The sequence below is a fragment of the Bradyrhizobium sp. 76 genome, assembly GCF_023073025.1.
In the GTDB taxonomy this organism is placed as follows: Bacteria; Pseudomonadota; Alphaproteobacteria; order Rhizobiales; family Xanthobacteraceae; genus Bradyrhizobium.
Window position 1 is genome coordinate 1,126,656 of sequence record NZ_JADPIS010000090.1, and the last position, 24,374, is coordinate 1,151,029.

Sequence of the window (24,374 nt, forward strand, 5' to 3'; positions counted from 1 at the left end):
CCCGCTCGGCGCCGTCTACTTCGTCCACACGCCATCGTGCAGCGCTTCGGCCTCGTCTTCGAGCAACGGCCCCACAACCTCTGTCGGCCGCTGGCCGCTGGCAAAGACTTCGCGGCAGGGCAGGTCGAGGGTCGGGTTCTCCGGATGATCGCCGGTGATGCCGCGCAGGCGGTGCTCGCTGAGCCCATAGACGACACGGCCGATGCCGGCCCAGTAGATCGCGCCGGCGCACATCGCGCAGGGCTCAGCGGACGAATAGAGCGTGGCCCTCGCCAACACCTCGCGGCCGAGCGTGCGGCAGGCCTGCGTCGCGGCGAGACGCTCGGCATGCGCGGTGCCGTCGTGATCGGGCATGTAGCCGTTCTCGGCTTCGATCAGGACCTTGCCTTCGGCATCGACGACGATGCAACCGAAGGGATGGTTGCCGTGGGTGAGGGAACGGCGGGCGACCGCAAAGGAAAGGCGCAGGAAGTGCTCGTCGCGCTCGGACCCGCCGCTCATCGCTCTTCCCTGGTCAATGCCCCGCCATATGCCGGCCGACCACGGTGAGATCGGCTTCGCTGGTCCGTGCTTCATACACGAATTCGCCGTGGAACATCACCACCAGCCGATCGGAGAGTTCAAGGAGTTCGTCGAGGTCCTCGCTGACCAGCAGCACCGCGGCGCCGCGGTTGCGCGCGGCCATGATCTCCGCATGGATTTGCGCCACCGCCGCGAAATCGAGCCCGAAGCAGGGATTGGCCGCGATCAGCACCTCGACGTCGCCGCCGAGTTCGCGCGCCAGCACGGCGCGCTGGACGTTGCCGCCCGACAGTGCCGAGATCGGCGTGTCGGGCGTGCGGGTCTTGATCTTGTACTGGGCGATCTTCTTCCTGGCGTCGACGCGGAAGGCACCGCGGTTGAGCCACCAGCCGAAGCTAGCGAAAGGCGCGCGGTCGAACTCGCGAAAGGCGATGTTGTCGGCGACGCTCATGCCGCCGACACATGCGTTCTTCAACGGCTCCTCCGGCAGGAGTGACATGTTGTGCCGCCGCATCTCCTCGCGGCTGGCGTGATAGGGATCGCCGGCGACACGGATCTCGCCACTCTCGGCTTCGCGCTGGCCGGCCAGCACCTCGACGAGCTGGCGTTGGCCGTTGCCGGAGACGCCGGCGATGCCGACGATCTCGCCGGCGCGGACCGTGAGGGAGACATCATGAACGGCGATGGCGCCGGCGTCGTCGCGCGCGCGCATCTTCGCCAGCTCCAGCCTCGCCTTGCCGGCCTCTCCGGTGCGGGGCGGCTGCACCGTCAGCTCCTCGGCGCCGATCATGGTGCGCGCCATCGCATCCGGCGTCAGTTCGGACACCTTGCCGGCACCGGCGAGCTTGCCGCGGCGCAGGATCGTGACGTCGTCGGCGAAGGCCATGACCTCGCGGAACTTGTGCGTGATCATCAGGATGGTCAGCTCGCCCTTGAGGACCATGTCGCGGAGCATGCCGAGCACCTCGTCGGCTTCCGCCGGGGTCAGCACCGAAGTCGGCTCGTCCAGGATCAGGAAGCGGCGCTTCAGGTAGAGCTGCTTGAGGATCTCGCATTTCTGCCGCTCGCCCGCGGAGATGTCTGCGACTTTTGAGCTGAGCGGGACCTTGAATGGCATGCGCGCAAGAAAGGCCTCGAGCTCCTTCATCTCTTTCGGCCAGTTCACGACAGCCGGCACGTCATCGCGCGCCAGCACCAGATTTTCGGCGACCGTCATCGCCGGCACCAGCGTGAAATGCTGGTAGACCATGCCGAGGCCGAGGGCGTGGGCGTCCTTAGGATTGCCGATCGCGTGCTCGCGCCCGCCGACCAAAATGTCGCCCTCGGTGGCGTGATAGTAGCCCATGATGCATTTGACCAGGGTCGACTTGCCGGCGCCGTTCTCGCCGAGCAGCGCATGGAACGAACCCGGCCGCACTTTCAGCGCGACATTGTTCAGCGCCAGGAAATCACCGAAGCGCATGGTCATGGCGATGGCATCGACGCCGAAGGCGCCCGATGGCGGCGGCGTTTCGCCGACGATCACGAAATCGCTCCGATGAAAGCGTCGGACGTCGAGACCGCGCCGAACACGCCGCCCTGCATCTTGATCATCTTCAGCGCGTGGTCGTGGTTGCTCTTGTCGGTGGCACCGCAGCAATCGTGCAGCAGCACGCATTCGAAGCCGCGGTCGTTGGCCTCACGCATGGTGGTGTGAACACAAACGTCGGTGGTGATGCCAGTGAGCACGATGTTCTCGATGCCGCGCACGCGCAGGATCAGCTCCAGATCGGTGGCGCAGAACGAGCCCTTGCCAGGCTTGTCGATGATGGGTTCGCCGGGCAGCGGCGCGAGCTCCGGGATGATGTCCCAGCCGGGCTCGCCGCGCACCAGGATGCGGCCGCAGGGACCGGGATCGCCAATGCCGGCGCCGATCTGCCGGGACCGCCAGCGCTTGTTGGCGGGCAAATCCGAGAGATCGGGACGGTGGCCTTCGCGGGTGTGGATGATGTGAAAGCCTTGGCCCCGCATGGCCGTCAGCAGTCTCTTGATCGGCTCGATTGGCGCCCGCGTCAGTGAGAGGTCGTAGCCCATCTTGTCGACATAGCCGCCGACGCCGCAGAAATCGGTCTGCATGTCGATGATGATGAGCGCGGTATTCTCGGAACGGAGATCGCCGCTATAGGGCCAGGCATAGGGCTCGGACTTGATGGTGCGCTCGGGCATAATTTGGCTCTCTAGCGGGTGATCGACAATTCGGCCGGGGCTCCGGTCAGCGTGCGTTTCGGCGAGCAGGTGATGATCATGATCGCCAGCGTCAGGATGTAGGGGGCGGCGTTGAAGAGGTGGTAGCCGGAGGTGACGCCGACCGATTGCAGCGCCGGGCCCAGTGCTGCAGCACCGCCAAAGGCGAGCGAGGCCCACAGACAGAGCAAGGGATCCCAGCGCGCGAAGATCACGAGTGCAACCGCCGTAATGCCCTGGCCCGAGGACAGGCCCTCGTTCCAGCTTCCGGGATAGAACAGCGACAGGAAGGAACCGCCGATTCCGGCAAGGAAGCCGCCGACCATGGTTGCGCGCAGGCGGATCAGCAGCACGGAGTGGCCCATCGCACGCGCGGCGTCCGAACTCTCGCCGGCGGTGCGGATCAGGAGGCCCCAGCGCGTAGTCCGGAAGGCCCAGTAGAGAATTGGGGCGAGCGCGACGCCGATCAGGAACAGCACGTTGACCCGTAGGGCCGCGCGCACCTGCGGAATATCGCTCCACCAGCCGAAATCGATTGCGGGCAGTCGAGGTGCCGTCGGCTCGATCAACGGCTTGCCGAGGTAGAAAGCTAGTCCGGTGCCGAACAACATCAGCGCGATGCCGACCGCGACGTCGTTGACGCGCGGCAGCGAGCAGATGCCGGCATGCAGCGCGCCCAGAAGCGCACCGGTGATGCCAGCGGCGAGCACGCCCAGCCACGGCGATCCCGTGAGATAGGAAATGCCATATGCGCTCATCGCGCCCATCACCAGCGTGCCTTCGAGGCCGAGATTGATGCGGCCTGAGCGCTCGGTGATGCATTCGCCCAGGCTCACGAACAGGAACGGGGTCGAGACGCGAATGGCGCCGCCGAGCACGGCGAGCGGGACGGTCCAGAGTCCGATCGAGCCGTCTGCCATCTCAGGACTTTCCCTTCAGAAACCCGATGCGGCCGTAAAGCGCATCGCTGGCCAGCACGAAGACGAAGATGATGCCTTGCAGCACCAGCACGGATGCATCCGGTAATCCGAGGCGGCGCTGCAACAGCCCGCCGCTGGCGCTGATACCACCGAGCAGGATCGCGACGGGGATAATGGCGAGCGGATTTTGTCGCGCCAGGAAGGCGACGAGAATCCCTGTAAAGCCGTAGCCCGCGGCGAGGTTGGCGTTGGTGCGCCCCTGCACGGCGGCGACCTCGACCATGCCGGCAAGGCCCGCGGCGCCGCCGGCGAGGAAGCAGATGGTCAGGATCAGCTTGCTGACATTGAGGCCGACGATCTTCGCAGCGCGGATGTTGCCGCCGGCAACACGCGCGGCGAAGCCGAACACGGTGTGATAGATCAGGATATAGGCGGCGATCGCGGCGATCAGGCCGAACACGAGACCCCAATGCACGTCGGTGCCGGGGATCGATCCGATCATGTTGGCCGCGCCGATCTCGCGGGTTGACGGCTTGTTGAGGCTCGCGGGGTCGCGCATCACGCCTTCGACGAGATGGTTGAGGACCGCGAGCGCGATGTAAACGAGCAGCAGGCTCGAGATCGTCTCGTTGACGCCGCGATATTGCCGCAGCGCGCCCGAGAGCATGACCCAGAGGCCGCCGCCGATCACGCCGGCGATGACCATGGCGGTCTGCACGACGAGCGGCGGCATGCCCTGAAGCACCAGTGCCGCGCTGGTTGCCGACAGCGCGCCGATCAGGAGTGCGCCTTCGCCGCCGATGATGACCATGCCGAGTTGGGCGGGCAGCGCCGTGCAGAGTGCGGTAAGGATCAGCGGCGCCGCGCGCGTCAACGTGTTCTGCCACGAGAACCAGGTGCCGAACGCGCCGTAGTACATGTAGAAATAGAGGTCGAGCGGGCTCTTGCCGAACATCGCGACGAAGATACCGAAGACCCCGAGCGCGCCGGCCAGCGCCGCGCCCGGGATCAGGATATATTCGATCGCTCCGCCGTGACGTTGGAGGAATCCCGGATCGGCGGCCGGGGCAACCGTCCCGACCGCTTCAACGAGATCTGCAGCTTTCGTCGTCACGAAGTCGCCCCGACCACGCCCTCCACGAGATAGTCCATCTTCTCGAGCTCGGGATCCTTCTGGCCGCGATCGGTGCCGGCTGCGATCACCGTCTTGCCCTTGTTGTCGACCAGCCCTCCCTTGAAGATGGCGTAGCCGTCGCCGGACAAGAACTTAGCCTTGACGTCGTCGGCGTGCTTGCGTGCCTCGGCCGAGACCGCTTCGCCATAGGGCGAGGTCTTGACGATCTCTTCCTTGAGGCCGCCGCGATAGAAGTTCGGGATGCTCTCGCCGGCGGCGATCATCTTGACGAACTTGGGGTACAGCGCTTCCCAGTTCCACTCGGCTCCCGTGAGATACGCCTTCGGCGCGAGCGGCGACTGGTTGACGTGATAGCCGCACACCATGGCGCCCCGGCGCGCGGCGTTCTCGACCATGGTCTTCGGACCATCGACATGGCAGGTGAGGACGTCGACGCCCTGATCGATCAGGCTGTTGGTGGCCTCGGCTTCCTTGACCGGCATCGACCAGTCACCGGTGAAGATGACCTGCGTGGTGGCCTTGGGATTGGCAAGCCTCGCGCCGAGCGCGAAGGCGTTGATGTTGCGCAGCACCTGCGGGATCGGCTTGGCGGCGACGAAGCCGAGTTTGCCGCTCTTGGAGCTATAGCCGGCGACGATGCCCGAGATATACTGGGCTTCATCGATATAGCCGAAATAGCTGCCGGCGTTCTTTGGGTCCTTGTCGCTCCACAGGCCGCCGCAGTGCTCGAAGTGCAGCTTCGGGAATTTGTTGGCCATCTTGACCATGTGCGGATTGTAGTAACCGAACGAGGTCGGGAAGAGCAGGGTGGCACCGTCGAGATTGATCATCGACTCGATCGTCTTCTCGACCGCGTCGGTCTCCGGCACCTTCTCTTCTTCCACGACCTTGAGGCCGGGAATCTTCTTCAGCGCCGCCGCGCCCTGCGCATGCGCCTGATTGTAGCCGTAGTCGTCGCGCGAGCCGACATAGATGAAACCGATCGTCGTCTCGGCCGCAAAGGACGGGCGGGCGCCGGCCGCCGCGCCGAGCGTAAGGGCCGCACCGCCCTGCAACAAATGACGTCGTGAGATCCTGCCAAATTCCATTGCTTGCTCCCCTTGGCGGATGCACCGCCATCTCGCGCTGCGCCGGTCTGGCGGAGCCCGGGATCAATTGTCGCAAGCTTCGTGCCAGAGGTTGCCGGAAGGGCGTTCCGAGTTAAGCTATTGAGAGTAATTAGTTATTTTATATGAACCAAGCTTGATCAGGAAAGCAGCAGATGAAATTCTGGGCAATATTCTGTTATTGTATGCAATGGAGTTAAGCAGTCGTGACCGGCCTGGACATGTGCATGACAAGGGTCGGGTGGTCTGCCGGCGACCGCATTCATGCTAACCACGCGCTGATTGGAACGGTGTCGGCCGCGTGATTTCGCTGGCACCGAACTTGAATCGATTGCCGCCAGGACCGCCGTCGCCGCGGTCCCAAGAGATGGAAAGCTCGCCGAGATGGCTGCTGGTAACGCCGTTCACACTGGTTCGCTCGGCGAAGCGATCGTGCGAGGGATCAATGAGCTCGCGGCGATCTCGGAAGAAGGCGACAAGCTCACCCGCATCTATCTGACCAGCGAGCTGCGCAAGGCGGCGGACCTCATCCTGAGCTGGATGCGCGACGCCGGCATGAGTGCGCGTCTCGACGCGATCGGCAATGTCTGCGGGCGCTATGAAGGCGAGCGGCCGGGCGCGCCCTGCCTGATGCTCGGCTCGCACTACGACACCGTGCGCGATGCCGGCAAATGGGACGGGCCGTTGGGCGTGATCACGGCGATCGCCTGCGTCGCCGATCTCAACCGCCGCGGCAAGCGCCTCCCGTTCGCGATCGAAATCGTCGGTTTTGCTGATGAGGAAGGGGTGCGCTTTGCCTCGACCTTGCTCGGCAGCCGCGCGGTCGCCGGCACCTTTGACGAGAGCGTCCTCAACACACGCGACCGCGATGGCGTGTCCATGCGCGACGCGCTGGTGCAGTTCGGGCTCGACCCCGATCATATTGGCGCGGCCGCGCGAGCCCGGCGCGAGCTGCTTGCCTATCTCGAGCTGCACATCGAGCAAGGGCCGGTGCTGGAAGCACAAAACCTGCCCGTCGGCGTGGTCACCGCGATTGCGGGCGCGACACGGCTTGCCGCGCGGCTGACCGGCATGGCGGGGCACGCAGGCACGGTGCCGATGGCGCTCAGGCGCGATGCGTTGGCGGGCGCGGCCGAATGTATCGGCGCGATCGAACAGTTTTGCCGCACCGACGAGGACGGACTGGTCGGCACCGTCGGGTACATCCAGGCGAGGCCCGGCGCGACCAACGTCATTCCGGGCGAGGTGTCGTTCACCATCGACATGCGGGCACCGACGGACATGCACCGCAAGCGCGCGGTCGCCGATGTCGTCAGGCAGATCGAAGCCATCGCAAAGCGCCGTCAACTGTCGCTTCAGCTCGACGTCACCCACGAGAACCGCACCGCGCCGTGCGCGCCCTGGCTGAAGGACCAGATCGCGCAGGCAATCAAGACGGAGGGTTTTTCCGTATTCGAGCTGCCGAGCGGGGCCGGGCATGACGGCATGGCCATGATCGATATTGCCGATGTCGGCATGATCTTCGTCCGCTGCCGCGGCGGCATCAGCCATCACCCGGACGAGCATGTCGAGCTCGCCGACGCCGATGCCGGCGCGCGGGTGTTGCTGGGGCTGATCGAGAATTTTCGGCCGCGGCAAGGCTAAACTGAGCCCGCAAGTCACGGGATAGAGACACGAATCAGACAGGTCTAGAGCCGCGACGGCCTCCCGCCGAACCACGAGACACCATTCGACGGCGCCTATGAACAGCGGCATCTCTTTTCCATCCCATCGCGAAAACCGATTTTACCAGGGTGTGGCGGCGACCTTCGTCGCCAACGCGCTCCAAGCCGTGAACTTTCTCGGTGATCGATTCCTGAGGCAGTCACATCATCCGTTCACGGCCATCGAAGACCTTTACCGGCACTCGATGGACAGCGCCTTTGCGGTGACTGAGTCCTTTCTCGTCACGGGCGCGCCGCATGCCTCTGCGTATTATCCGCGCGACTTTGCCTGGTTCTATCCCGACGTCCTCGACCGCGACACCATCATGGATTCGCAGGATGCGGTGCGGCGAGCTCGTCTGCTCGACAAGAGCGTCCGCCTGCTGCTGGAAGCGGTTCGCGCCAACGTCGTCACGACGACGATCGTCCCGGCTGGGCGCGCCAGGTATCTCGGCGTGAACTATTTCTCGCGCCCCTCGGATACGCTGCTCGGCATTCTGGCCGGCCTGCGGCAGATGATCTCTGCCGAGGAGAGAGGGTCATCCTATCTGGCGATGTCGCAATGCGCGCATGCCGGCCGCCTGCTGCTGGCCGAATATTGCGGTGATCTGAAGCGCGCGATCCTCCAGCTCGCAAGCGAGTTCGAACCGTTCAATGATGATGGCTCCACCTATTTGCTGTGCGACGCCAGTGCTCCGCGCTCCGCGGCAACCGACACGCGCGCCGAGCGCAGGCGTTTCGTCACCAATGCCTGCGTCTACACGACGTTCGTGTGGGGCGTGCAGCTCGGAATCGTCGACGAGAACGAGCTGAAGCGGCGGCTCGGACGCGACCTGGCGCAGCACAAGAGGGACCTGCTCCACCTGTTCGACAAGGGCGGCTATATCAGGCATTCTCTTGATGGCGCCACGGGCTCGCCAGTGTCCTCGGTCGCGCTGGATTTCGTCGGCGTGCATCGCGGCTTCTGGGATATGAGCGAGGAAAGCGAGCGCGCGCTGTTCGCGGCCACGGCGGGTCTGATCATTGCGGAGCCGCGCTTTCGCATCCCCGGCACATTCCACTTCCTGGTGTCCGCGGATAATCCGCGTAACAAGATGATCCACCAGATCGCGGCTCCCGCCTACCAGGGACGGTCCTCCTGGCCGACGTTTAACGTCGAGTTCGCGGATCGCATGCTGGACTACGACGAATTCTCGGGGAGCAATACTTACCGTTCCTGCGCCCAGGGAATTCTGAAGGACATTCGCACCGCGACCGAAGTCCACGGCGGCTATCAGGAACTGATCTCGGAGCAGGGCCTGAAATATCGCACCTGGGCCTACAAGGGCGCCGTAGCCCACTCCTGGTTTCCGCGTTTCCTCTCCGTCTGGAGGAGGGCGCATGGAACGCCGCTCCTCCAGTGGAATGACTGAACGGCGGTCGTTACCCCGCCGTTACGTCCACGAGCTCGCCGCCGTCGAGGACCTTCGCCGCCTTGGCGCGGTCGAGGTCGCCTTCCCAGGCGGCCACCACCACGGTGGCAACGCAGTTGCCGGTGAGGTTGCCGACCGCGCGAGCCATGCCGATGAACCAGTCGACCGACAAGACCAGCACGAGGCCGATCGCAGGGATGCTCGGCACCGCGTTCAGCGTCGCCGCCAGAATCACGATCGCGGAGCCCGGTACGCCATGCGCGCCCTTCGAGGTGATCAGGGAGACGCCGAGCACCAGCAGGAGGTCGCCGAATGACAGCGGCGTGTTGGTCGCCTGCGCGATGAAGACGACCGCAAGCGTCAGGTAGATCGAGAACGCGTCGAGATTAAAGGAATATCCGGTCGGGATCACCAGGCCGACCACGGAATCCTTTACGCCCATCCGCTCCAGCTTCTTCATGATCTGCGGCAGCACGGCGTCCGACGAGGCGGTCGCGAGCACGATGGTCAACTCCTCGCGCAGGTAGGCGAGGAATTTGAGGATGTTGATGCCGGCGAGCGCCATGACGCCGCCGAGCACGCCCAGCACGAAGATGCCGACCGAGACGTAGAACAGCGCCACCAGTGAGACGAGCTGCTTGAGCGAGCCGACGCCGTATTTGCCGACGGTGTAGGCGACTGCGCCGAGCACGCCAAGTGGAGCGACGCGGACGATAAGCCCCATGACGCGGAACAGCACGGTTGAGGCGGCATCGATCATCGAGGTGACGAGCTTGCCTTTCTCACCGCCGACCAGTGCGAGGCCTACGCCGAACAGCACGGCGAAGAACAGCACCTGGAGCACGTCGTTGCGCGACAACGCGTCGAACGAGGTGCTCGGGATCACGTTGAGGAGGAAGGAGCCGATGCCGCCGCCCTGAAGCTTGTGGGCGTTGTCGGCATAGGTATTGAGGGCCTTGGCGTCCAGCGTCGAAGGGTCGATGTTCATGCCGTGGCCGGGGCCGAAAGTGTAGGCCAGGATGAGACCGACCACGAGCGCGACTGTGGTCATCACCTCGAAATAGACCAGCGCCTTGACGCCGACCCGTCCGACCTTCTTGAGGTCGCCCGCACCGGCAATGCCGTGCACGACGACGCAGAACACGATCGGCGCCACGATCATCGAAATCAGCTTCAGGAAGGCGTCGCTCAGAATCTTGAGCGAGATGGCAAAATCCGGCGCGGCCACGCCGAGAATGATGCCGAGGATCAGCGCGGCCAGGACCTGGACGAACAGCGATGTACAGAGCGGCTTTGGCTCGGCAGCCGGGGCCGCGGCAATGGTCGACATGGTGACTCCCCCGTTTTGACGACGTCTCGATCGTCGAAAGGAGCAACTAGCGTGCCAGATTGTCGCGGTTTCCGCTGAGGAGGAGGTCTATTTGGTCGCTTTTGCGGTGCGACTGGGCATCCGCATCGGCACCGGGCCACCGTTCGAGCTGCCATCGGTCACATGGACAGGCGATTTTGCGGTCGTACCGTCATGTTCCGCACGCGGGTGGCCGTGTCACGCCGCCAGATCCAGCAGCCGACACGATCCGCGTACCAGCACCTTGCGTCCATTCGGCGTCATGACCGGCACACCGTCGCAGACGACGACAAGACCGAGCTTAACGAGGCTCTCGATGAGATAGGCCTTGGAAAGGCGACCGTTCGACACCGGGTTGCGAAGCGCCTTCAGAACCTCCCATTGGTCCGGCGAAAGATCGAAGTCGATGTCGTTGCTCATGTTGCCTCAAGCCGTAGTGCCGTTCGTGCGCCTCTGTTAGAGGCGCTGCATGAAGACCGTGCGACGACAATGAGTCGGGAATTCGGTGAGGTGTTTAGAACTCCTCTTCACAAATTGCTGCACGCCATTGCGCCACAAGCGTTAAGACCGCTCGATCACGAGGACCGTCCGGAGCCTCGATCACATATTGATGATGTGGGCTTCATATTGGTCGGCGAACCACCGCACTGCACGGGAAGCGCTGCTGTCCCATTCTGCGTCGCAATATGCACAGAAATCATGAGACGAAGGGTCCGGGATTCTGTTACGCTGATTCACGGTGAATGGCTTCACACGGCAGGAGTGGAGTGCATGAACAGACTGGTCGAAATTCGTAGTCAGGAATCCCTGTGCCGGGAGCGCGCCGCGCTTGATTTCCAGCGCCGGGTTTTCTGGCTTGCGCAAGCTCAGGAATGGGAGCAGCGCGCGCTTGACGAGATCGCCTATCATTTCCGGGAGTGCAATGTGGCTCAGACGGAGCTGATGCGAAACTGACGTCCGCTTGGGTAAGGCCTACTGATAAGTCGCCACAATATCGGACACCGCGCGCTCGAGCTGCTGCGCGGTGGCGCACTGGCGCACCACGCTGCAGAAGGTCGCATAACGCGGCATCTCGGAATCGCCAAAGCCCCAGGCGAGACGTCCTTCGGGATTGAGCCACACCAGTCGCTTCGAGCGCTCAGAGATGCGGCGCAGGATGTCGGCGCGCGGATCGAGATTGTTGCTGCGGGCATCGCCCAGCACGATCACCGTGGTCTGCGGCGTCAGCGTGCTCATAAATTCCTTGTCGAAATCGGCCAGCGAAGAGCCGTAGTCGGAGGAGCCGAAGCCGACCTTGGACATGATCTCGGCCATCGCCTCTTCCGGCGGTTTCGATTCCAGGACGTCGCTGACTTCGATCAGATGCGAGGAGAAGGCGAAGGAATGGACGTCGTCGACCACCTCGTGCAGCGAGTGGATCAGGAGCAGGAAGAAATCCGAGACCTGCGCGACCGAGCCCGAGACGTCGCAGAGCGCCACGATCTTCGGCCGGTCGCGATGCTTGCGCTTCCAGGCCGTGAGAAAGGGGATGCCGCCCCAGGCGGCGTTGCGGCGCAGCGTGCGGCGGACGTCGAGATGACCGCGCCGCTGGCGCTTGCGTGGCTTCGAATAGCGCTCGCGCAGGCGCCGCGCGATCTGGCGGATGAGAGCGCGCATTTCCGCGACATGGCGCCGCTCGATGCGGGCAAGCGGCGCGTTGCGCAGAATCTCGTTGCGGAGGTTTTCAGCCTCCTCTCGGGCATAGAGCGCAAGCCCCTGCGCGACAGTGTCGCGAACGGCGTCGCGCAAGCCATCGAGCGCGGCGCGAAGCCGCTCGGCCAGTGCCGGATTGGTCGCGGTCAGCTCGTCGAGATCGTCGCGTAGCCGCTGGAGCCCCATGGCGTCGAGGATGCGGCTGGAGAAGATGCCGCGCTGGGTGGAGTAGCGGATGTCGGACAGGGAGGCCGCACCTGAGGCGCCGGCGATCGCGGCGGTGATCGCGTTGCGATCCTGCGACAGCAGCATCTGCGCGAGGGGGCCCAATTCTGCGGGAGGCGAACCGCCGCTCGCATCGCTGGCCTCGCCGGATGACGGAGATTGATCTGCGTCCTCCGAAACATCGTTGCTGTCGGCTTCAGGCTGTTCCTGCCGCGGCTCCGGCTGGCTGAAGAACAGATCGAAGCAGTCACCAAGCGCAAGCTTTTCGTCCTGCGACTTGGCGAGCGTCAGAAGGAGCGCATCGCGCAGAATGGTCCGGTCGGAAACGCCGACCTGCGCGACCGCACGCATCGCATCGATGCTTTCGGCCGGCGAGACATGGACCCCGGCGCCCCGTGCCGCACGGAAGAAGCGATGAATATTCTCGCGCATCGGCGTCAACCGAAGACGTTGGATCGTGCTGCCTTGGCAATGAAGGTCGTAATCTGAGGCTGAGCCGCCTCGATGTCGGCCTCGTATTTCAGAAGCACGTTGAGCGTGTCCTTGACGATCTCGGTGTCGAGCTCCGAGGCCTGCAAGAGCACCAGCACGCGTGCCCAGTCGATGGTCTCGCTGACCGAAGGCAGCTTCTTCAGGTCGAGCGAGCGGATTTCGTGGATGAAGCCGACCATCTGCCGCCGCAGCGTCTGCGAAATGTTGGGGACGCGGCTCTCGACGATGCGCTCCTCGAGCCGCTGCTCGGGAAAGCCGATGTGCAGATGCAGGCAGCGCCGTTTCAGGGCGTCGCCGAGATCGCGCTCGCTGTTCGAGGTGAGGATCACCGTTGGCGGCGTGATCGCGGAGACGGTGCCGAGTTCGGGGATCGTGACCTGGAAGTCGGAGAGAATTTCCAGCAGCAGCGATTCGAACTCCGCATCCGACTTGTCGATCTCGTCGATCAGGAGCACGCAGCCGCCCGGCTGCTCCAGCGCTTGCAGCAGCGGCCGCGGCTCGACGAACTCCTTGGAGAAGAACACGTCACCGAAATCGTGGAGCTGATTAAGTGCAGCGTGCAAAGTCTGCGCGCCGCCAAGGACTTCGCCGAGCTTGTCCTTGAGGATCTGCGTGTAGAGAAGCTGCTTGGCGTATTTCCATTCATAGAGCGCCTTGGCCTCGTCGAGACCTTCATAGCATTGCAGGCGGATCATCTTCAGGCCGCGCCAGGCCGCGATCGCCTTGGCAAGCTCGGTCTTGCCGACGCCCGCGGGGCCTTCGACCAGGATCGGCTTCTCGATCTGTTGGGACAAATAGACGGCGGTCGCGATCTGCCGGCTCGCGATGTAGCCTTGCGCGGCGAGGCCGCTCTCCACTGCCTCGATCGCTGTCGAGGGCTTCTGTTCAGCCACGAAAAGGCGCTCCCAAAGGTCTTGATTGAGGCTTGTTCTGCCTGCGTTCACGGCAAAGAACAAGCCTCGTTTGGGAGAGGCCAGACCCGCGCCAATGGGCGTTTTTTCCGCTCAACGCAAATAGCAGCCACTGGCCGCGCGATCAGTGCCGCAGCAACTCCGGCTTGCGGATTGTCTGTCTGACCTCGGCGCCGCAATCGGCACATTCATAGACGAAGTCGATCTTGGCAAGACTCCAATGCGGCTCGACCTCGCGCACATACATTGGAAGGAACCCCGTGCAAGCAGGGCAAATCACAGGCGCGATCTCGATATCCTGATGATGCTGTACATAAGCTGGCATCTCGGCTCTCCTTCGCAGACGACCTCCAAACCCGCGCGAAGGCTACTGCCGGCTGGCGCAAGGCCGACATCAACTCTTTCGAACAGAGGCGGAACGGCGGAGGTTTGTCGTTCGCTGTGACATTCTTGTTACGTCTCTGTACTGTGACGGGCGGACCAAATACCTATCTCAAAAGCCCGATCCGGTATTCGGACTTTGACCTCAACGATAAGGGAGCAACGCCCATGACGCATGCCATTCGCTTTCACAAGACTGGTGGTCCGGAAGTGCTGGTCTGGGAAGAGGTCAGTGTCGGCAAGCCCGGACCTGGCGAGGCGCGAATCCGCCATACCGCCGTCGGTCTCAACTTCGTCGACATCTACAACCGTTCGGGCCTTTACCCGGTGCAACTGCCGAGCGGGCTTGGCAGCGAGGCCGCTGGTGTCGTCGAGGAGGTCGGGCCCGGTGTCACCGATCTGAAGCCGGGCGATCGCGTCGCCTACGGCGCCTCGCCGCTCGGCGCCTATTCCGAGGCGCGGCTGATCCCGGCCGACCGACTGCTGAAGTTGCCCGACGGTGTCGACGACAAGACTGCGGCGGCGATGATGCTGAAGGGACTCACCACGCAGTATCTGATCCGGCAGACCTATCGTGTGAAGGCCGGCGACACTATCCTGCTCCATGCGGCAGCCGGTGGTGTCGGCCTGATTCTCTCCCAATGGGCCAAGCATCTCGGCGCGACCGTGATCGGCACCGTCAGCAATGACGAAAAGGCCAAGCTCGCCAAGGCGCATGGCTGCGACCATGTCATCATCTATAGCCGCGAGGATTTCGTGAAGCGCGTGGATGAGATCACTGGCGGCAAGAAGGTGCCGGTGGTCTATGACTCCGTCGGCAAGGATACGTTCCTGAAGTCGCTCGACTGCCTCGCGCCGCTCGGCGTCGCCGCGCTGTTCGGTGCGTCGTCCGGCGCCGTCGAGCCGCTCAATCTCGGTTTGCTAGCGCAGAAGGGCTCGCTCTACGTCACCCGGCCGACGTTGTTCACCTACGCCGCCAAGCGTGAGAGCCTGGTCGCGATGGCAGGCGAGCTGTTCGACGTCGTCAAGTCCGGCGCGGTCAAGATCGAGGTGCACCAGACCTATCCGCTGAAGGATGCCGCCAAGGCGCATGCCGATCTCGCCGCGCGCAAGACCACGGGATCGACCGTCCTCACGGTGTGATCTCCGATCGGGCTGTGGCGCAGGCCGCTTGGCCTTGCGTCACGTCGGCTCGTGCTTACGCAGATCGTGGGCGTGATCGAGGCGGATAGCCTGTAAGTCGACTTCTTCGGGCCGGATCTCCGGGAGGGCCGCCTCGGCGAGGATGGCCTCGGTAATGTCCTCGACCGAGCTCTCCGCGATCTCGTGGATGAACGAGATGTTCCGATATTCACCTGAGGCAACGCGGGAAATAACCTCGCGCCTGGTGATTTCAGGGTCGACGACCGCCTCGCGGCCGCGGCGCCCATACTCGATCATCACGACAAAATACTGCATGAAACGATCCTGCCGTGCCCCATGTCGGGCACGGCAGAGTATTTCCGAAAAACGGAATCAAGTCAAGGCGCATTTCGCAAAAACGGAAATTCCAGCCTACTTGCTCCTCTTGCGAGGGCGCGCCGACTTGGCGCGCAGCCGCTCCAGCTGCCCCTTGGGCATGGAGAGGCAGATCTCGCCGACCCACTCCAGTTTCACGCCGACGATCTGCTTGGCATTGAAGCTGCTGAGATTGACGACGGAGGGGGATTTGCCCCGCTCGATCGTCTTTAGATAGCGCTCGCCGGTCTTGAGCCGGACCACGGCCTCCTCGCCGTAGAAGCTCGACAGGGGATGGCGCTGGTCCTTGTAGACCACGATGACGTCGCCGCTCTCGTATTTGGGCAGCATCGAATCGCCCACGATCTCGAATGCGATGGTCTCCTCCATGATCGGAAAGGGCAGCGCGATGTCGCCCAGGCCTTCCGGGGGAACCTGCTCATAATCCGGCTCGATCACGGCACCGGCGCCGACGCGGCCCATGATCGGCGCGAGATTGAGCTCGAGATATTCCATGATCGGAATGATTTCCGAAGCCTTCACCAGGCGTTCACCGCCGAGGATCTCCGAGACCGCGCCGGGCCGCACGCCCATGGCAGCCGCCAGGCCGCCCTTGCTCTTGCCTGTCTTTTCCAGGCCCCGTTCGATCATTGCAGCGTCCAGCATGGTGATTCCCTCGATTGTCCATCGTTCCGCCTCTTGTAATCCGAAATTCGGAATTGATGCAATTATGAATATCAGAATTATCGCTTGACTCTGACTTCGGAATACCGGAATGTGCGCTTCGCCTCGCGATCGTGCGATCGGAGGAGGCGCATCACAGGACAGCAGCATGGAACCGGGCCATTGGCCGTCGGAGCACTCCGACGCGCTTCGCGACTATTTTCTCAAGGGAATGTCTTATGCGGAGATCGGAAGACAGATTAACGCAAGGTTTGGAACGTCTTACACGCGCAACGCGGTGGTCGGCCGCGCCAAGCGGCTCGGGCTGGTCGTGCAGGTGCGGACGGCGAGCCCGTCGATCGTCCCAGTGTTGCCGTCTGGGGGCTGTCTTGTCCTGCCGCACCGCCCTACGGAGCTGAGCCTGCCGCCGAAATCTGCGATGAAGCCTGCCGCGCAGGTCAAATTGCGCTGCGTCGGCGTCCAGCCGCGCCTGGTCCCGTTGGTCGAACTCGCTGGCGAGGACTGTCGCTATCCCTATGGCGGCGACAAGGACGGGGAGGAGATCACCTTCTGCGGCCATCCGCGCGAGCCGGGCTCGAGCTATTGCACGCCGCATGCGCGCCTGACGCGCCGCGCCGGAGCTGGATCCGCTCGCGTCGCCGGCCCCGTCGTGCTGAGGCTGGTCTCTGCCGCCTGACCTGACGACCGCCCGTTCAATCGTCAATTTCGCAAGGAGTATCCGAGTGGCACGTGTCCGACGCAACAGGTCTTACAAACTGGCGGATGTCTACGATCGACGCTCGCGTGAGATACCGTTCAATGCGGAGATCGCGGAAGTCGAGGTGGACAATCCGCTGGCGCTCGACCCCGGCGAGAAGATCATGGCCGTGCGGTCGATCCGCAGCGATCCGCTCGGCCGGCTGCACGCGCACCATCAGATCGACGAGGCGCAGTATCGCGGCGGGCGCGCCTTCCAGAACGATTGGGAGAGGGCCGAGCGTGGCCCTCAGGCGATGGACCCGACCCGCGAATATGTCGATGGCGCGCGCACGCGCGAGCCGGTTACCGAGAGCCAACGTCAGGCGGTGCTGCGGCTGAACCGGATTGAGCGCGAACTCGGCACTGACGGTGCCGCGCTAGTGCACGACGTGTTGGTGCTGGGCCTGACCATGGACGAGATCGGCCAGCGTCGCGCCGTTCGTACGCAACGCTGGACCGACTATTTTTCTCGACGTTTTCGTGAATGCCTGGACCGGTTGGCACTGATCTACGGCTTTGCGACGGAAACGGGGGCACGGCGTGCAGGGCAACGCAGATGACAAGGGCGCGCCCGCGACCTCGGTCGCGGGCGCGCCGGTCTGCTGCTTAGGGATGCGGTAGGATCTGGTAGGTCGTGGTATACGGCTCGACCCGGAGCGACGCGTTGGCCAAAAGCCCGATTCTGGCGGTCGGCGCTTGCTGCAATTCGCCGTTCGGACCGCGATGCACGTTGTATTGCCAGACGGTGAGATCGCCCTTCTGTGCCAGAGCATGTGCAACGGCGCTGGCATCATTGCCGCCGAGCGCCTGAAGCTCCTCCGTCGACAATCCGACGACGATTTCGTCCTTGATGGTGACGATCTTGAACAGGTTCATCCTGGTCTCCTGCGCCCATGCGCCTTGTATCGAGAAGGTGAGAAGCGCGACTGCGGCGCCCTTGATGAGATCGCAGCGAGAAAGCATGCCGTCGTCCTTTGGTTTCTGGGGCGCCGAATCGATCAATGCATCGGCCATGGCGCCCGTGATCTGCGTGGCTGTTTCGCCACCGCTTTGTCGTTTGCTCCTCAAAAACGGTTCACCGCCGGAAACAAATGCGGCCCGATGAATTCTGATGCGAAGAGGCGAGTCCAAGTCCAAGAGCTCGATGGGGCGGGTTTAGATGAATCCAAACGCCATAGTCTGTCTCTTGGTTCAGAAGGCCGCTCTGTGCCTGCCGATCCATGGCCCGAGATCGACATCTATTTCGTGGACGATACAACCGCCGACGCCGGACTCAACAATTACGTGCATACGCTGAAGAAGCACTGGTCGGATCCACCAATGTCCATTCACATCTGAAACAAGACGAAACAAGGCGTCGATTGACGGCGATCGAAGCTGCATGCCTGATCGATGACGCTTCTTGACGCAGGTGGGTGACGGCTGGTCATATTCCTGTTATCCGGAATTGCCGTGGCGCGATGCAGACGAAGCATCGCTGGGTCAACTGTTAGGCTTGCCGGAGGGGTTGTTTCTTGACATAGTTGCAACCTGTTCAAGTGGGCCCGCTTGCACATGTACCTCGGCGTGCGAACACACCGGGCTTCCCCCGGACGAAAGCGCGCCATCGCCATAGCATCCGGTTGTGGCATCCGGTTGTGGCGTTCGGTTCTTAGTTGGGACCTCGATGTTGGATCACGAAGTCCGATGCTTGTTATAGGTGCGAGATGAAGAACCTCAATTTCGCAGCTGAGCTGCACCTCAAGCTCGGCGCGCCTGCAAGCGGTACTGTCGAAAGCCTGCGCCTGCTCCGCGCCTTTCTGAAGCTCGCGCCCCGGCAGCGTTTCGAAGTCATCAAGCTCGTCGAAGACCTCGCCACCGAAGAATCCCTTCCCGAACACCCCCTGTCCTGAGCCGGCCTGCGCGCTGGCCTTACCCCTTGCCCTTCGTTTTCCTGCCAGAGCCGGCCGCCGGGCGACGTCTTCCCCGGCCTGGACGCTGGCAGGCGATCCGGCAAGTGTGGTATTCAGTTCTGAAAGCGGGAGGAGTGCGACCATGATCGAACCGAAGCTCGAAGTTCCGGCCGAACTGCGCGACCTGGCCGAGAAGACGATTGACCAGGCGGAAAAAGCATTCGGCATGTTTTTCGAAGCCGCCACCAAATCGATGACGACCGTTCCGGGTGCGGGGACGGACGTCTCGAAGCAGGCGCTCGCATTCACCGAGCAGAACATGAAGTCGGCGTTCGAGCATGCTCGCAAGCTCGTCCATGCGACCGACCTTCAGGAGGCGATGCGAATTCAATCGGATTTCCTGCGCAGCCAGTTCACCAATGCCGGAGACCACATGCGCCAGATGACCGGCAGTCTCATGCAGCCAGGGAAGGGCAAGTCCTGATTCTCGGTGTGTTCCTGGCGCGTCCAGAGATTGGACTTGCCCGGGCGTGATTGTCCGCACGTCGATGCGGGTACCGGTCCATGCTGGGCCGTCGAATGGACCTCATTCGCCGCCCATCATCCCTTCTGCTGATCCCTGTCGGTTCTCAGGCAGGGATAAGCATTTGTCGCGGGTGTCTTGACCGATCGGTGGCTCTGCTAGCGCAGCGATGCGATGTAGGCCGCGATATCGCCGGCTTCGATCCGGCTCAAAGGGAAATTCGGCATCTTCGGGTGCGGGTCTAGCAGGAAAAAGGCGAGCCTTTCCGAACTGAAGTCAGGCCTGCGCGCAACGGACGCGAAGGAGGGGACGTCGGCGCTCGCCTGGATCTGGCCGTTCGCCACGACATGGCAGCTGGCGCACCAGCGCCTCGCAAGGTCGGCGCCGTGATCTGCATCGGCGGCGAGAGCGGGCGACGCGCACACGCTCGAGGCCACTGCAACCAGCAGACAGATTCGTCTCAAATGCCGGTGCATAGGGCAACCCTGTGTGTTGTTGGCTAGCGACGCCGTCCTCATCCGCAACACGAACCCGGAAACTGCGAGAGGTCGATGCGGGCGATGATCGACCGCAGCAGCTTGCGGGCCAAACGATAGAGATGCCGGGCGAATCTCGGCGTCCTTGCCGCAGGCAGGACAAAGCTTGTCGCAGCGAGTCTTTTCGTACCAAGGCTTTCGATGGAGTGCGACACGGTGTCTCTCCGAGATGGCAAGGCCCTTTCTAGCGTGGCCGGCTCGCCGCAGCCTTGATCTGCCGCAAAGGTGCTGGACTAATAGTCGCCGGGGTTCATGATCATCGGGCTTCGTGTATCGGCCGGCGCGAGCGCGCTGCTGGCGCTGTCGCGCAGGAAGCGGTCGAGTGTCGCCTGGATCTTCTCCTTGACCGCATCGGGACCGCGATCGCTCATCTCGGTATGCTGCGCGCCGGTGTGGATAATGTCGATGCCGCGCGCCTTGGCCTCTTCCGGCGTCGGCAGCACGCCGGGATCGGTTACGAAATGCGGATCCTTCGAGCGGAACGACAGGATCTTCATGTTGTCGCTAAGCACGAAAGGCACTCGCAGATTGTCGAGCGTGATCACTTTCGACACCAGCTCCGGGTGCTGATGGGCGACATACATCGAAACGTCGCCACCGTTGGAATGCCCGACGAGCGTGATGTGGTCGTAGTCGGCGTTCTCCTGCCGCCGCTTCAACTCGCCCAAGGTGAAGAGGATGTTGGCCTCGCAGCGGATATAGACCTCGCGCCGGCCGACATATTGCTGGCCGGCCTTGGTCATCAGCGGCGGATCGCTCGGCAGATCCTGCTGGATGCTGGCGACGAGATAACCGCGTGCGGCGAGCACGTTGGCGAGGAAGGAATATTCGGTGGCCTTGACGGTATTGCCGTTGCTGATGATGGCGAGCGGGAGCTTCCAGAGGCCGAGATTGGCCTTGGTTTCGTAATCGCGCCGTACAGCGATTTCGACCGCAATCGGCCGCTGGCGCGCGGCGTCGAATAGGGTCAAAACCTCATGGCGGATCGCGAACCGGCTGACGACGAAATACTGGCCGACGCCGAGGACGCAGAGAAACGCCAGAACAGCAAAAACCTTTTTCATGGTTCCGTCTCAATCACTTTGACTGAACATGGCCATTGGGAACTCCCGGATCGAGCGATCGTGAGCAGGTTACGGGATTAAATTTAGGCAAGTCTGTGAGCCGCGTCCCAAAAGAGCCGCATGCCCGGGGCCATGGCGCGAAGGGCAAGGGTTTAGAGACAGCCGCCCTTGCCGCGTTCGGAGCAGAGCCGCAGCGCGCTGGACAGAGTAAACAGGAAGCGGGGGCTGCGGCGGTCGTTGTCGGGCGCCCGGTAGCTCAGGGGGACGGCCACGCCGAGATCGGCCTGGAAATCGTCCGGCAGGAAGAACCGCACGCCAGCTCCGGCCGAGGTCAGCGACAGGCCGTCGCTCAGGCGGTAACCGTCGTTCCAGACGGCGCCGGCGTCGCCGAAGGCATAGAGCTGATAGCCGGTCCAGTAGCGGTAGTTGAGTTTCTGGTCGAAGCGCAGTTCGAGAGAGCCGGCAAGACCGTTGTCCCCGCTGATCTCTGCTGCGCCATAGCCGCGACCGAAGGCAGCGCCACCGAGATAGAATTGCTGCGAGGTGAACAGCGGCCGTGACGCCGTCTGGCTCGCAGCGGAAAGCTTGAGCGACCAGACGTCGTTGAGCGTCTGGTAGCGCGTGAACCAGAGGTTTAGCACCGAGAAGTTCGATGACGCGCCATCGCGCGACAAAAGATCGTCGTCGAAATGCGAGGCACCGAAGATGTCGAGGCCCTGGCGGTAGGTCAGCGTCGCGAAATTGGTGCCGCCGAAATGGTCCTGAAGCCGGTAATCAGCGGTCAGGCTCGCGGTCCTGATGTGGTCGTTGTACCAGGGGCCGTAAAGGTCATGCTCGGACACGTTGCTGAAGGTCGTCGCCGCGGTCAGGGTCAGCGAGGAGGATTGCGACTGCAATGGGACGATGCTGGCACGCAGTTCGAACGCCTCGGTCGTGGTGATGTCGCTGTCGAGGCGGCGTGCATCGCCCGGTCTAACCGCGCTGTACAGGACGGACCCGCCGAGACGCACACCGTCGACACCGACCGGTGCATCGTAGGACAGCCGTGCGAAGCCAAGCTGGCGGGGGTCGTTGGCGATGGTCGACAGATTGACCGCCAGCGTGTCGCCGGGCGTGAGATAGGAGTTGAACGCGCCGGTCGCATAGGTCTGCCACGGACCAACTGATGATGAGCCGAGATTGTCCAGACCGAACGACGAGAAGACGTGCCAGGTCTTCAAATAGACGATGAGGCGGAATCGGCCGGTTGCGCCGCCGATCTCCTCCAGTGCGGTATCGGTGATCCGGACGCCAGGTCTGCCGTTGACGAGAAAGAGCTGACGTTCCAGCGTTGCCAGGCGCGACGGTTGCTCAGCCAGAACCGGCCCAAGCATCGGTCTCACGCCGAACTGCTCGGCGCCGTCGCCTTTCAGCTCGGCCTCCAAGATGGCGCCTTCGACCACCTGGATCCGGACGCGTCCGTCCCCAATATCCTGCGGCGGCACGATCGCACGGCTCAAGTGAAAACCATCGGCACGGTAGAGATCGCTGATCGCGCCTGCGATCGCGGCGAGATCCGCCTGCGAAACCTTCTTGCCGACATAGGGCTGGTAGACCGCGGCGATGCGATCGGGGGATACGGCCCGGGCTCCGCTGATATCGACGCCGCGCAGCACGAATTGAGGCTTGGTATCGCCGCCGGTGTTGGGCTGGCCGACTGTCGGCAGCCTGACCGGAGGGCGGGTCAGCGATTCCCGCTCGGTTTGGTTTTCAAAATATTTCTCAGGCTGGCGCGGATCGAAGCCCGGCTGGTTCGCCTGTTGTGCGAAAGCCTGAGGAACTCCCGTGAAAAAAGGGGCTAACAGCACCAATGTGGTAATGAGATGCCGCTTCCCGACGCGCGCAATGCGCCTGTCCCCGTAGTTCGACGGAGATGTGCCCCTGATGCGATAAGGGTTCGTTAGCCACATGATTTTTCATAGTTTTTTATGGTCAATGAACCGTTAACGCGACCGCTCCGCTGGCCGCTTCCCGCTAATCCTATGTTGAGTGATTTCGGATACCCCTCAGGTTGGCTGTAACGCGGACTGAGGATCGTCATGCTGAGCAAAATTGGAATGCGGTGCGCCTTCGCGGCTGCGCTGATCCTGGGAACGGCTTGCGGCGCATCCGCCGCCGACGATGGCGTCTGGTCGGTCGGCAAAGCCACCGGCGAGGTCTGGGTCGCCACCAGCGGCGCGCAGCAGGTCTCGTTGAATCAGCAGGAGGCGCTCAAGCCCGGCGACACCATTCGCACCGGGCGTAATGGCCGCGTGCTGCTCGTCCGCGGCGAGGAAACGATCCTGATCTCTCCCAACTCGGTGGTCGGCTTGCCGACCGAGAGCAAGGAGGGCCTCTCGACTACCATCATCCAGCAGGCAGGTTCGATCCTGCTCGAGGTCGAGAAGCGCAACGTCAAGCATTTCGAGGTCGAGACGCCCTATCTCGCCGCTGTCGTCAAGGGCACCCAGTTCAGCGTCACCGTGAATGCGGGCAGCACCAAGGTCGGCGTGCTTCGCGGTCAGGTCGAGGTCTCCGACTTCAAGACGGGACAGATCGCCCAGGTCCTGCCGGGGCAGGCCGCCACCGTATTTGAGCATGGCAAGCCTGGTCTCAGCCTGAGCGGCGCCGGGACTTTCAATCCGATCGAGCACGGCAAGCCACGCGCCTCGAGCATCGAGCGCGTGCCCGTGCCGAAATCGGGCCTGCCGGCGCCGCGCAACGGGGCGAATGGCCACATGATCCATGCGCTCGGGCCGATCGATAAGGGCAGCAAGACGGCTGGCGCGCTCAAGCCATCGCAACAGGCGGCTGGAGCTCACGCGGCCAAGGGCGGTGCTGCAAAGCCCGGCGTCGTACGCATCTCGAACTCGCTCGGCGAGGTCAAGCTGAACGTCCACAAGGTCACGCACGGGCTCGCCCACGGCGGCGGTGCCCCCGGACAGGTGCGCAACGCGCACGCCAGCACGGAGACGGTCTGGAGCGACTCGAAATCGGGCACAAACGCATCCAACAGCACCGTCCAGACTGCGGTAACCACGAGCAGCGGCGTGACGGCTGGCAGCACCAGTTCGTCGGCTGCAAGCACGACAATAGCCGCGACCATGGCAGGTGCGTCCAGCGACGGTTCGGGCGGCGGCAGCGGAAATTCCGATGGCAAGACCAAACCGGATAAGGGCAACTCCGGTAACGGCAATTCCGGCAATGGGAATTCCGGCAACGGCAATGGCAACAGCGGTGCCACCGGAAATGGCAAGGGCAACAACGGCAACGGCAATGGCAATGGCGGCGGCAACGGCAGCAATGGCCACGGCAATGCCTTTGGCCACAACAAGCACTGAGGCGATTTCCT

At 63.2% G+C, this 24,374-nt stretch carries 27 protein-coding genes; 10 read left to right on the forward strand and 17 right to left on the reverse strand.

Translation table 11 applies throughout. The features are described from left to right. Nucleotides 1–15 precede the first annotated feature (15 nt). Genes IVB48_RS22025 through IVB48_RS22050 form a run of 6 tightly spaced genes read right to left on the reverse strand, consistent with a single transcriptional unit; the run spans nucleotide 16 to nucleotide 5,888 of the window. Nucleotides 16–501, reverse strand: a complete 486-nt coding sequence (locus IVB48_RS22025; RefSeq protein WP_247402830.1) for a nucleoside deaminase — start codon at nucleotides 499–501, stop codon at nucleotides 16–18. A gap of 13 nt (nucleotides 502–514) precedes the next feature. Then, entirely contained in the window at nucleotides 515–2,047 is a 1,533-nt protein-coding gene (locus tag IVB48_RS22030; RefSeq protein WP_247402833.1) for an ABC transporter ATP-binding protein, read from the reverse strand. Continuing rightward, nucleotides 2,044–2,727, reverse strand: coding sequence for an isochorismatase family cysteine hydrolase (locus tag IVB48_RS22035; protein ID WP_247290531.1), 684 nt, complete (start codon nucleotides 2,725–2,727; stop codon nucleotides 2,044–2,046). The genes IVB48_RS22030 and IVB48_RS22035 overlap by 4 nt, the downstream gene beginning before the upstream one ends. Before the next feature lie 11 nt (nucleotides 2,728–2,738). Further along, nucleotides 2,739–3,665 carry an ABC transporter permease gene (locus tag IVB48_RS22040; protein WP_007612833.1) on the reverse strand — a complete coding sequence of 309 codons (927 nt, stop codon included), beginning with the start codon at nucleotides 3,663–3,665 and terminating at the stop codon, nucleotides 2,739–2,741. 1 nt (nucleotide 3,666) lies between these two features. After that, nucleotides 3,667–4,779, reverse strand: a complete 1,113-nt coding sequence (locus tag IVB48_RS22045; protein WP_247402836.1) for an ABC transporter permease — start codon at nucleotides 4,777–4,779, stop codon at nucleotides 3,667–3,669. Next, nucleotides 4,776–5,888 (reverse strand): BMP family ABC transporter substrate-binding protein, encoded by a 1,113-nt coding sequence (locus IVB48_RS22050; RefSeq protein ID WP_247402838.1) that lies wholly within the window; start codon nucleotides 5,886–5,888, stop codon nucleotides 4,776–4,778. The genes IVB48_RS22045 and IVB48_RS22050 overlap by 4 nt, the downstream gene beginning before the upstream one ends. Before the next feature lie 402 nt (nucleotides 5,889–6,290). Between IVB48_RS22050 and IVB48_RS22055 the strand changes: the two genes are divergently transcribed. After that, nucleotides 6,291–7,550, forward strand: coding sequence for an allantoate amidohydrolase (locus IVB48_RS22055; protein WP_247402842.1), 1,260 nt, complete (start codon nucleotides 6,291–6,293; stop codon nucleotides 7,548–7,550). Between the two features lie 97 nt (nucleotides 7,551–7,647). After that, a complete protein-coding gene (locus IVB48_RS22060; RefSeq protein WP_247402845.1) occupies nucleotides 7,648–9,021 on the forward strand; it encodes a hypothetical protein in 1,374 nt (457 codons plus the stop codon). Between the two features lie 10 nt (nucleotides 9,022–9,031). Here the strand turns inward: IVB48_RS22060 and IVB48_RS22065 are convergent, their stop codons facing one another. Together IVB48_RS22065 and IVB48_RS22070 are read right to left on the reverse strand one after the other, a co-directional pair. Then, nucleotides 9,032–10,351: a dicarboxylate/amino acid:cation symporter gene (locus IVB48_RS22065; protein ID WP_247402848.1), complete on the reverse strand. Its 1,320-nt coding sequence runs from the start codon at nucleotides 10,349–10,351 to the stop codon at nucleotides 9,032–9,034. Between the two features lie 216 nt (nucleotides 10,352–10,567). Then, the gene (locus IVB48_RS22070; protein ID WP_247290522.1) at nucleotides 10,568–10,789 is read right to left on the reverse strand and encodes a hypothetical protein; all 222 of its coding nucleotides are present in this window, start codon (nucleotides 10,787–10,789) and stop codon (nucleotides 10,568–10,570) included. A gap of 351 nt (nucleotides 10,790–11,140) precedes the next feature. On the opposite strand from IVB48_RS22070, the gene IVB48_RS22075 reads away from it, so the two are divergent. After that, nucleotides 11,141–11,323 (forward strand): hypothetical protein, encoded by a 183-nt coding sequence (locus IVB48_RS22075; protein WP_027519316.1) that lies wholly within the window; start codon nucleotides 11,141–11,143, stop codon nucleotides 11,321–11,323. A gap of 18 nt (nucleotides 11,324–11,341) precedes the next feature. Here the strand turns inward: IVB48_RS22075 and IVB48_RS22080 are convergent, their stop codons facing one another. From IVB48_RS22080 to IVB48_RS22090, 3 genes are all read right to left on the reverse strand, one after another. After that, on the reverse strand, nucleotides 11,342–12,718 hold the full coding sequence (locus IVB48_RS22080; protein WP_247402851.1) for a VWA domain-containing protein: 1,377 nt from the start codon (nucleotides 12,716–12,718) through the stop codon (nucleotides 11,342–11,344). Nucleotides 12,719–12,723: 5 nt separating this feature from the next. After that, nucleotides 12,724–13,671, reverse strand: a complete 948-nt coding sequence (locus IVB48_RS22085; protein ID WP_007601482.1) for a MoxR family ATPase — start codon at nucleotides 13,669–13,671, stop codon at nucleotides 12,724–12,726. A 142-nt stretch (nucleotides 13,672–13,813) separates the two neighbouring features. Next, a complete protein-coding gene (locus tag IVB48_RS22090) occupies nucleotides 13,814–14,014 on the reverse strand; it encodes a hypothetical protein (RefSeq protein WP_247356466.1) in 201 nt (66 codons plus the stop codon). 224 nt (nucleotides 14,015–14,238) lie between these two features. Here IVB48_RS22090 and IVB48_RS22095 point away from each other — a divergent pair, with 224 nt between their 5' ends. Further along, nucleotides 14,239–15,213 (forward strand): quinone oxidoreductase, encoded by a 975-nt coding sequence (locus tag IVB48_RS22095; RefSeq protein WP_247402853.1) that lies wholly within the window; start codon nucleotides 14,239–14,241, stop codon nucleotides 15,211–15,213. A 39-nt stretch (nucleotides 15,214–15,252) separates the two neighbouring features. Here the strand turns inward: IVB48_RS22095 and IVB48_RS22100 are convergent, their stop codons facing one another. Next, entirely contained in the window at nucleotides 15,253–15,528 is a 276-nt protein-coding gene (locus IVB48_RS22100; RefSeq protein WP_247402856.1) for a hypothetical protein, read from the reverse strand. A 96-nt stretch (nucleotides 15,529–15,624) separates the two neighbouring features. Then, on the reverse strand, nucleotides 15,625–16,233 hold the full coding sequence (locus tag IVB48_RS22105) for a S24 family peptidase (RefSeq protein ID WP_007612810.1): 609 nt from the start codon (nucleotides 16,231–16,233) through the stop codon (nucleotides 15,625–15,627). Nucleotides 16,234–16,399: 166 nt separating this feature from the next. Here IVB48_RS22105 and IVB48_RS22110 point away from each other — a divergent pair, with 166 nt between their 5' ends. Both IVB48_RS22110 and IVB48_RS22115 read left to right on the forward strand, forming a co-directional pair. Beyond that, the gene (locus IVB48_RS22110; RefSeq protein ID WP_247402858.1) at nucleotides 16,400–16,927 is read left to right on the forward strand and encodes a GcrA family cell cycle regulator; all 528 of its coding nucleotides are present in this window, start codon (nucleotides 16,400–16,402) and stop codon (nucleotides 16,925–16,927) included. A 46-nt stretch (nucleotides 16,928–16,973) separates the two neighbouring features. Further along, nucleotides 16,974–17,549, forward strand: coding sequence for a hypothetical protein (locus tag IVB48_RS22115; RefSeq protein WP_027566606.1), 576 nt, complete (start codon nucleotides 16,974–16,976; stop codon nucleotides 17,547–17,549). A 46-nt stretch (nucleotides 17,550–17,595) separates the two neighbouring features. Here the strand turns inward: IVB48_RS22115 and IVB48_RS22120 are convergent, their stop codons facing one another. Further along, a complete protein-coding gene (locus IVB48_RS22120) occupies nucleotides 17,596–17,952 on the reverse strand; it encodes a hypothetical protein (RefSeq protein WP_007612800.1) in 357 nt (118 codons plus the stop codon). Nucleotides 17,953–18,195: 243 nt separating this feature from the next. On the opposite strand from IVB48_RS22120, the gene IVB48_RS41205 reads away from it, so the two are divergent. The 3 genes from IVB48_RS41205 (at nucleotide 18,196) to IVB48_RS22130 (ending at nucleotide 19,365) form a co-directional block, all read left to right on the forward strand. Then, the gene (locus tag IVB48_RS41205) at nucleotides 18,196–18,327 is read left to right on the forward strand and encodes a hypothetical protein (RefSeq protein WP_256468905.1); all 132 of its coding nucleotides are present in this window, start codon (nucleotides 18,196–18,198) and stop codon (nucleotides 18,325–18,327) included. Between the two features lie 368 nt (nucleotides 18,328–18,695). Further along, nucleotides 18,696–18,881, forward strand: a complete 186-nt coding sequence (locus tag IVB48_RS22125) for a hypothetical protein (protein ID WP_027519309.1) — start codon at nucleotides 18,696–18,698, stop codon at nucleotides 18,879–18,881. A 142-nt stretch (nucleotides 18,882–19,023) separates the two neighbouring features. Next, nucleotides 19,024–19,365: a phasin gene (locus IVB48_RS22130; protein WP_027519308.1), complete on the forward strand. Its 342-nt coding sequence runs from the start codon at nucleotides 19,024–19,026 to the stop codon at nucleotides 19,363–19,365. 197 nt (nucleotides 19,366–19,562) lie between these two features. Here IVB48_RS22130 and IVB48_RS22135 read toward each other — a convergent pair whose 3' ends face one another. The 3 genes from IVB48_RS22135 to IVB48_RS22145 form a co-directional block, all read right to left on the reverse strand. Beyond that, nucleotides 19,563–19,880 (reverse strand): cytochrome c, encoded by a 318-nt coding sequence (locus IVB48_RS22135; RefSeq protein ID WP_247402861.1) that lies wholly within the window; start codon nucleotides 19,878–19,880, stop codon nucleotides 19,563–19,565. A gap of 293 nt (nucleotides 19,881–20,173) precedes the next feature. Further along, a complete protein-coding gene (locus IVB48_RS22140; RefSeq protein ID WP_247402863.1) occupies nucleotides 20,174–21,004 on the reverse strand; it encodes an alpha/beta fold hydrolase in 831 nt (276 codons plus the stop codon). Between the two features lie 152 nt (nucleotides 21,005–21,156). Further along, a complete protein-coding gene (locus IVB48_RS22145; RefSeq protein ID WP_247402866.1) occupies nucleotides 21,157–22,953 on the reverse strand; it encodes a POTRA domain-containing protein in 1,797 nt (598 codons plus the stop codon). 129 nt (nucleotides 22,954–23,082) lie between these two features. On the opposite strand from IVB48_RS22145, the gene IVB48_RS22150 reads away from it, so the two are divergent. Beyond that, complete coding sequence (locus IVB48_RS22150) at nucleotides 23,083–24,363, forward strand: FecR family protein (protein ID WP_247402869.1); 1,281 nt, start codon at nucleotides 23,083–23,085, stop codon at nucleotides 24,361–24,363. Nucleotides 24,364–24,374: the final 11 nt, after the last annotated feature.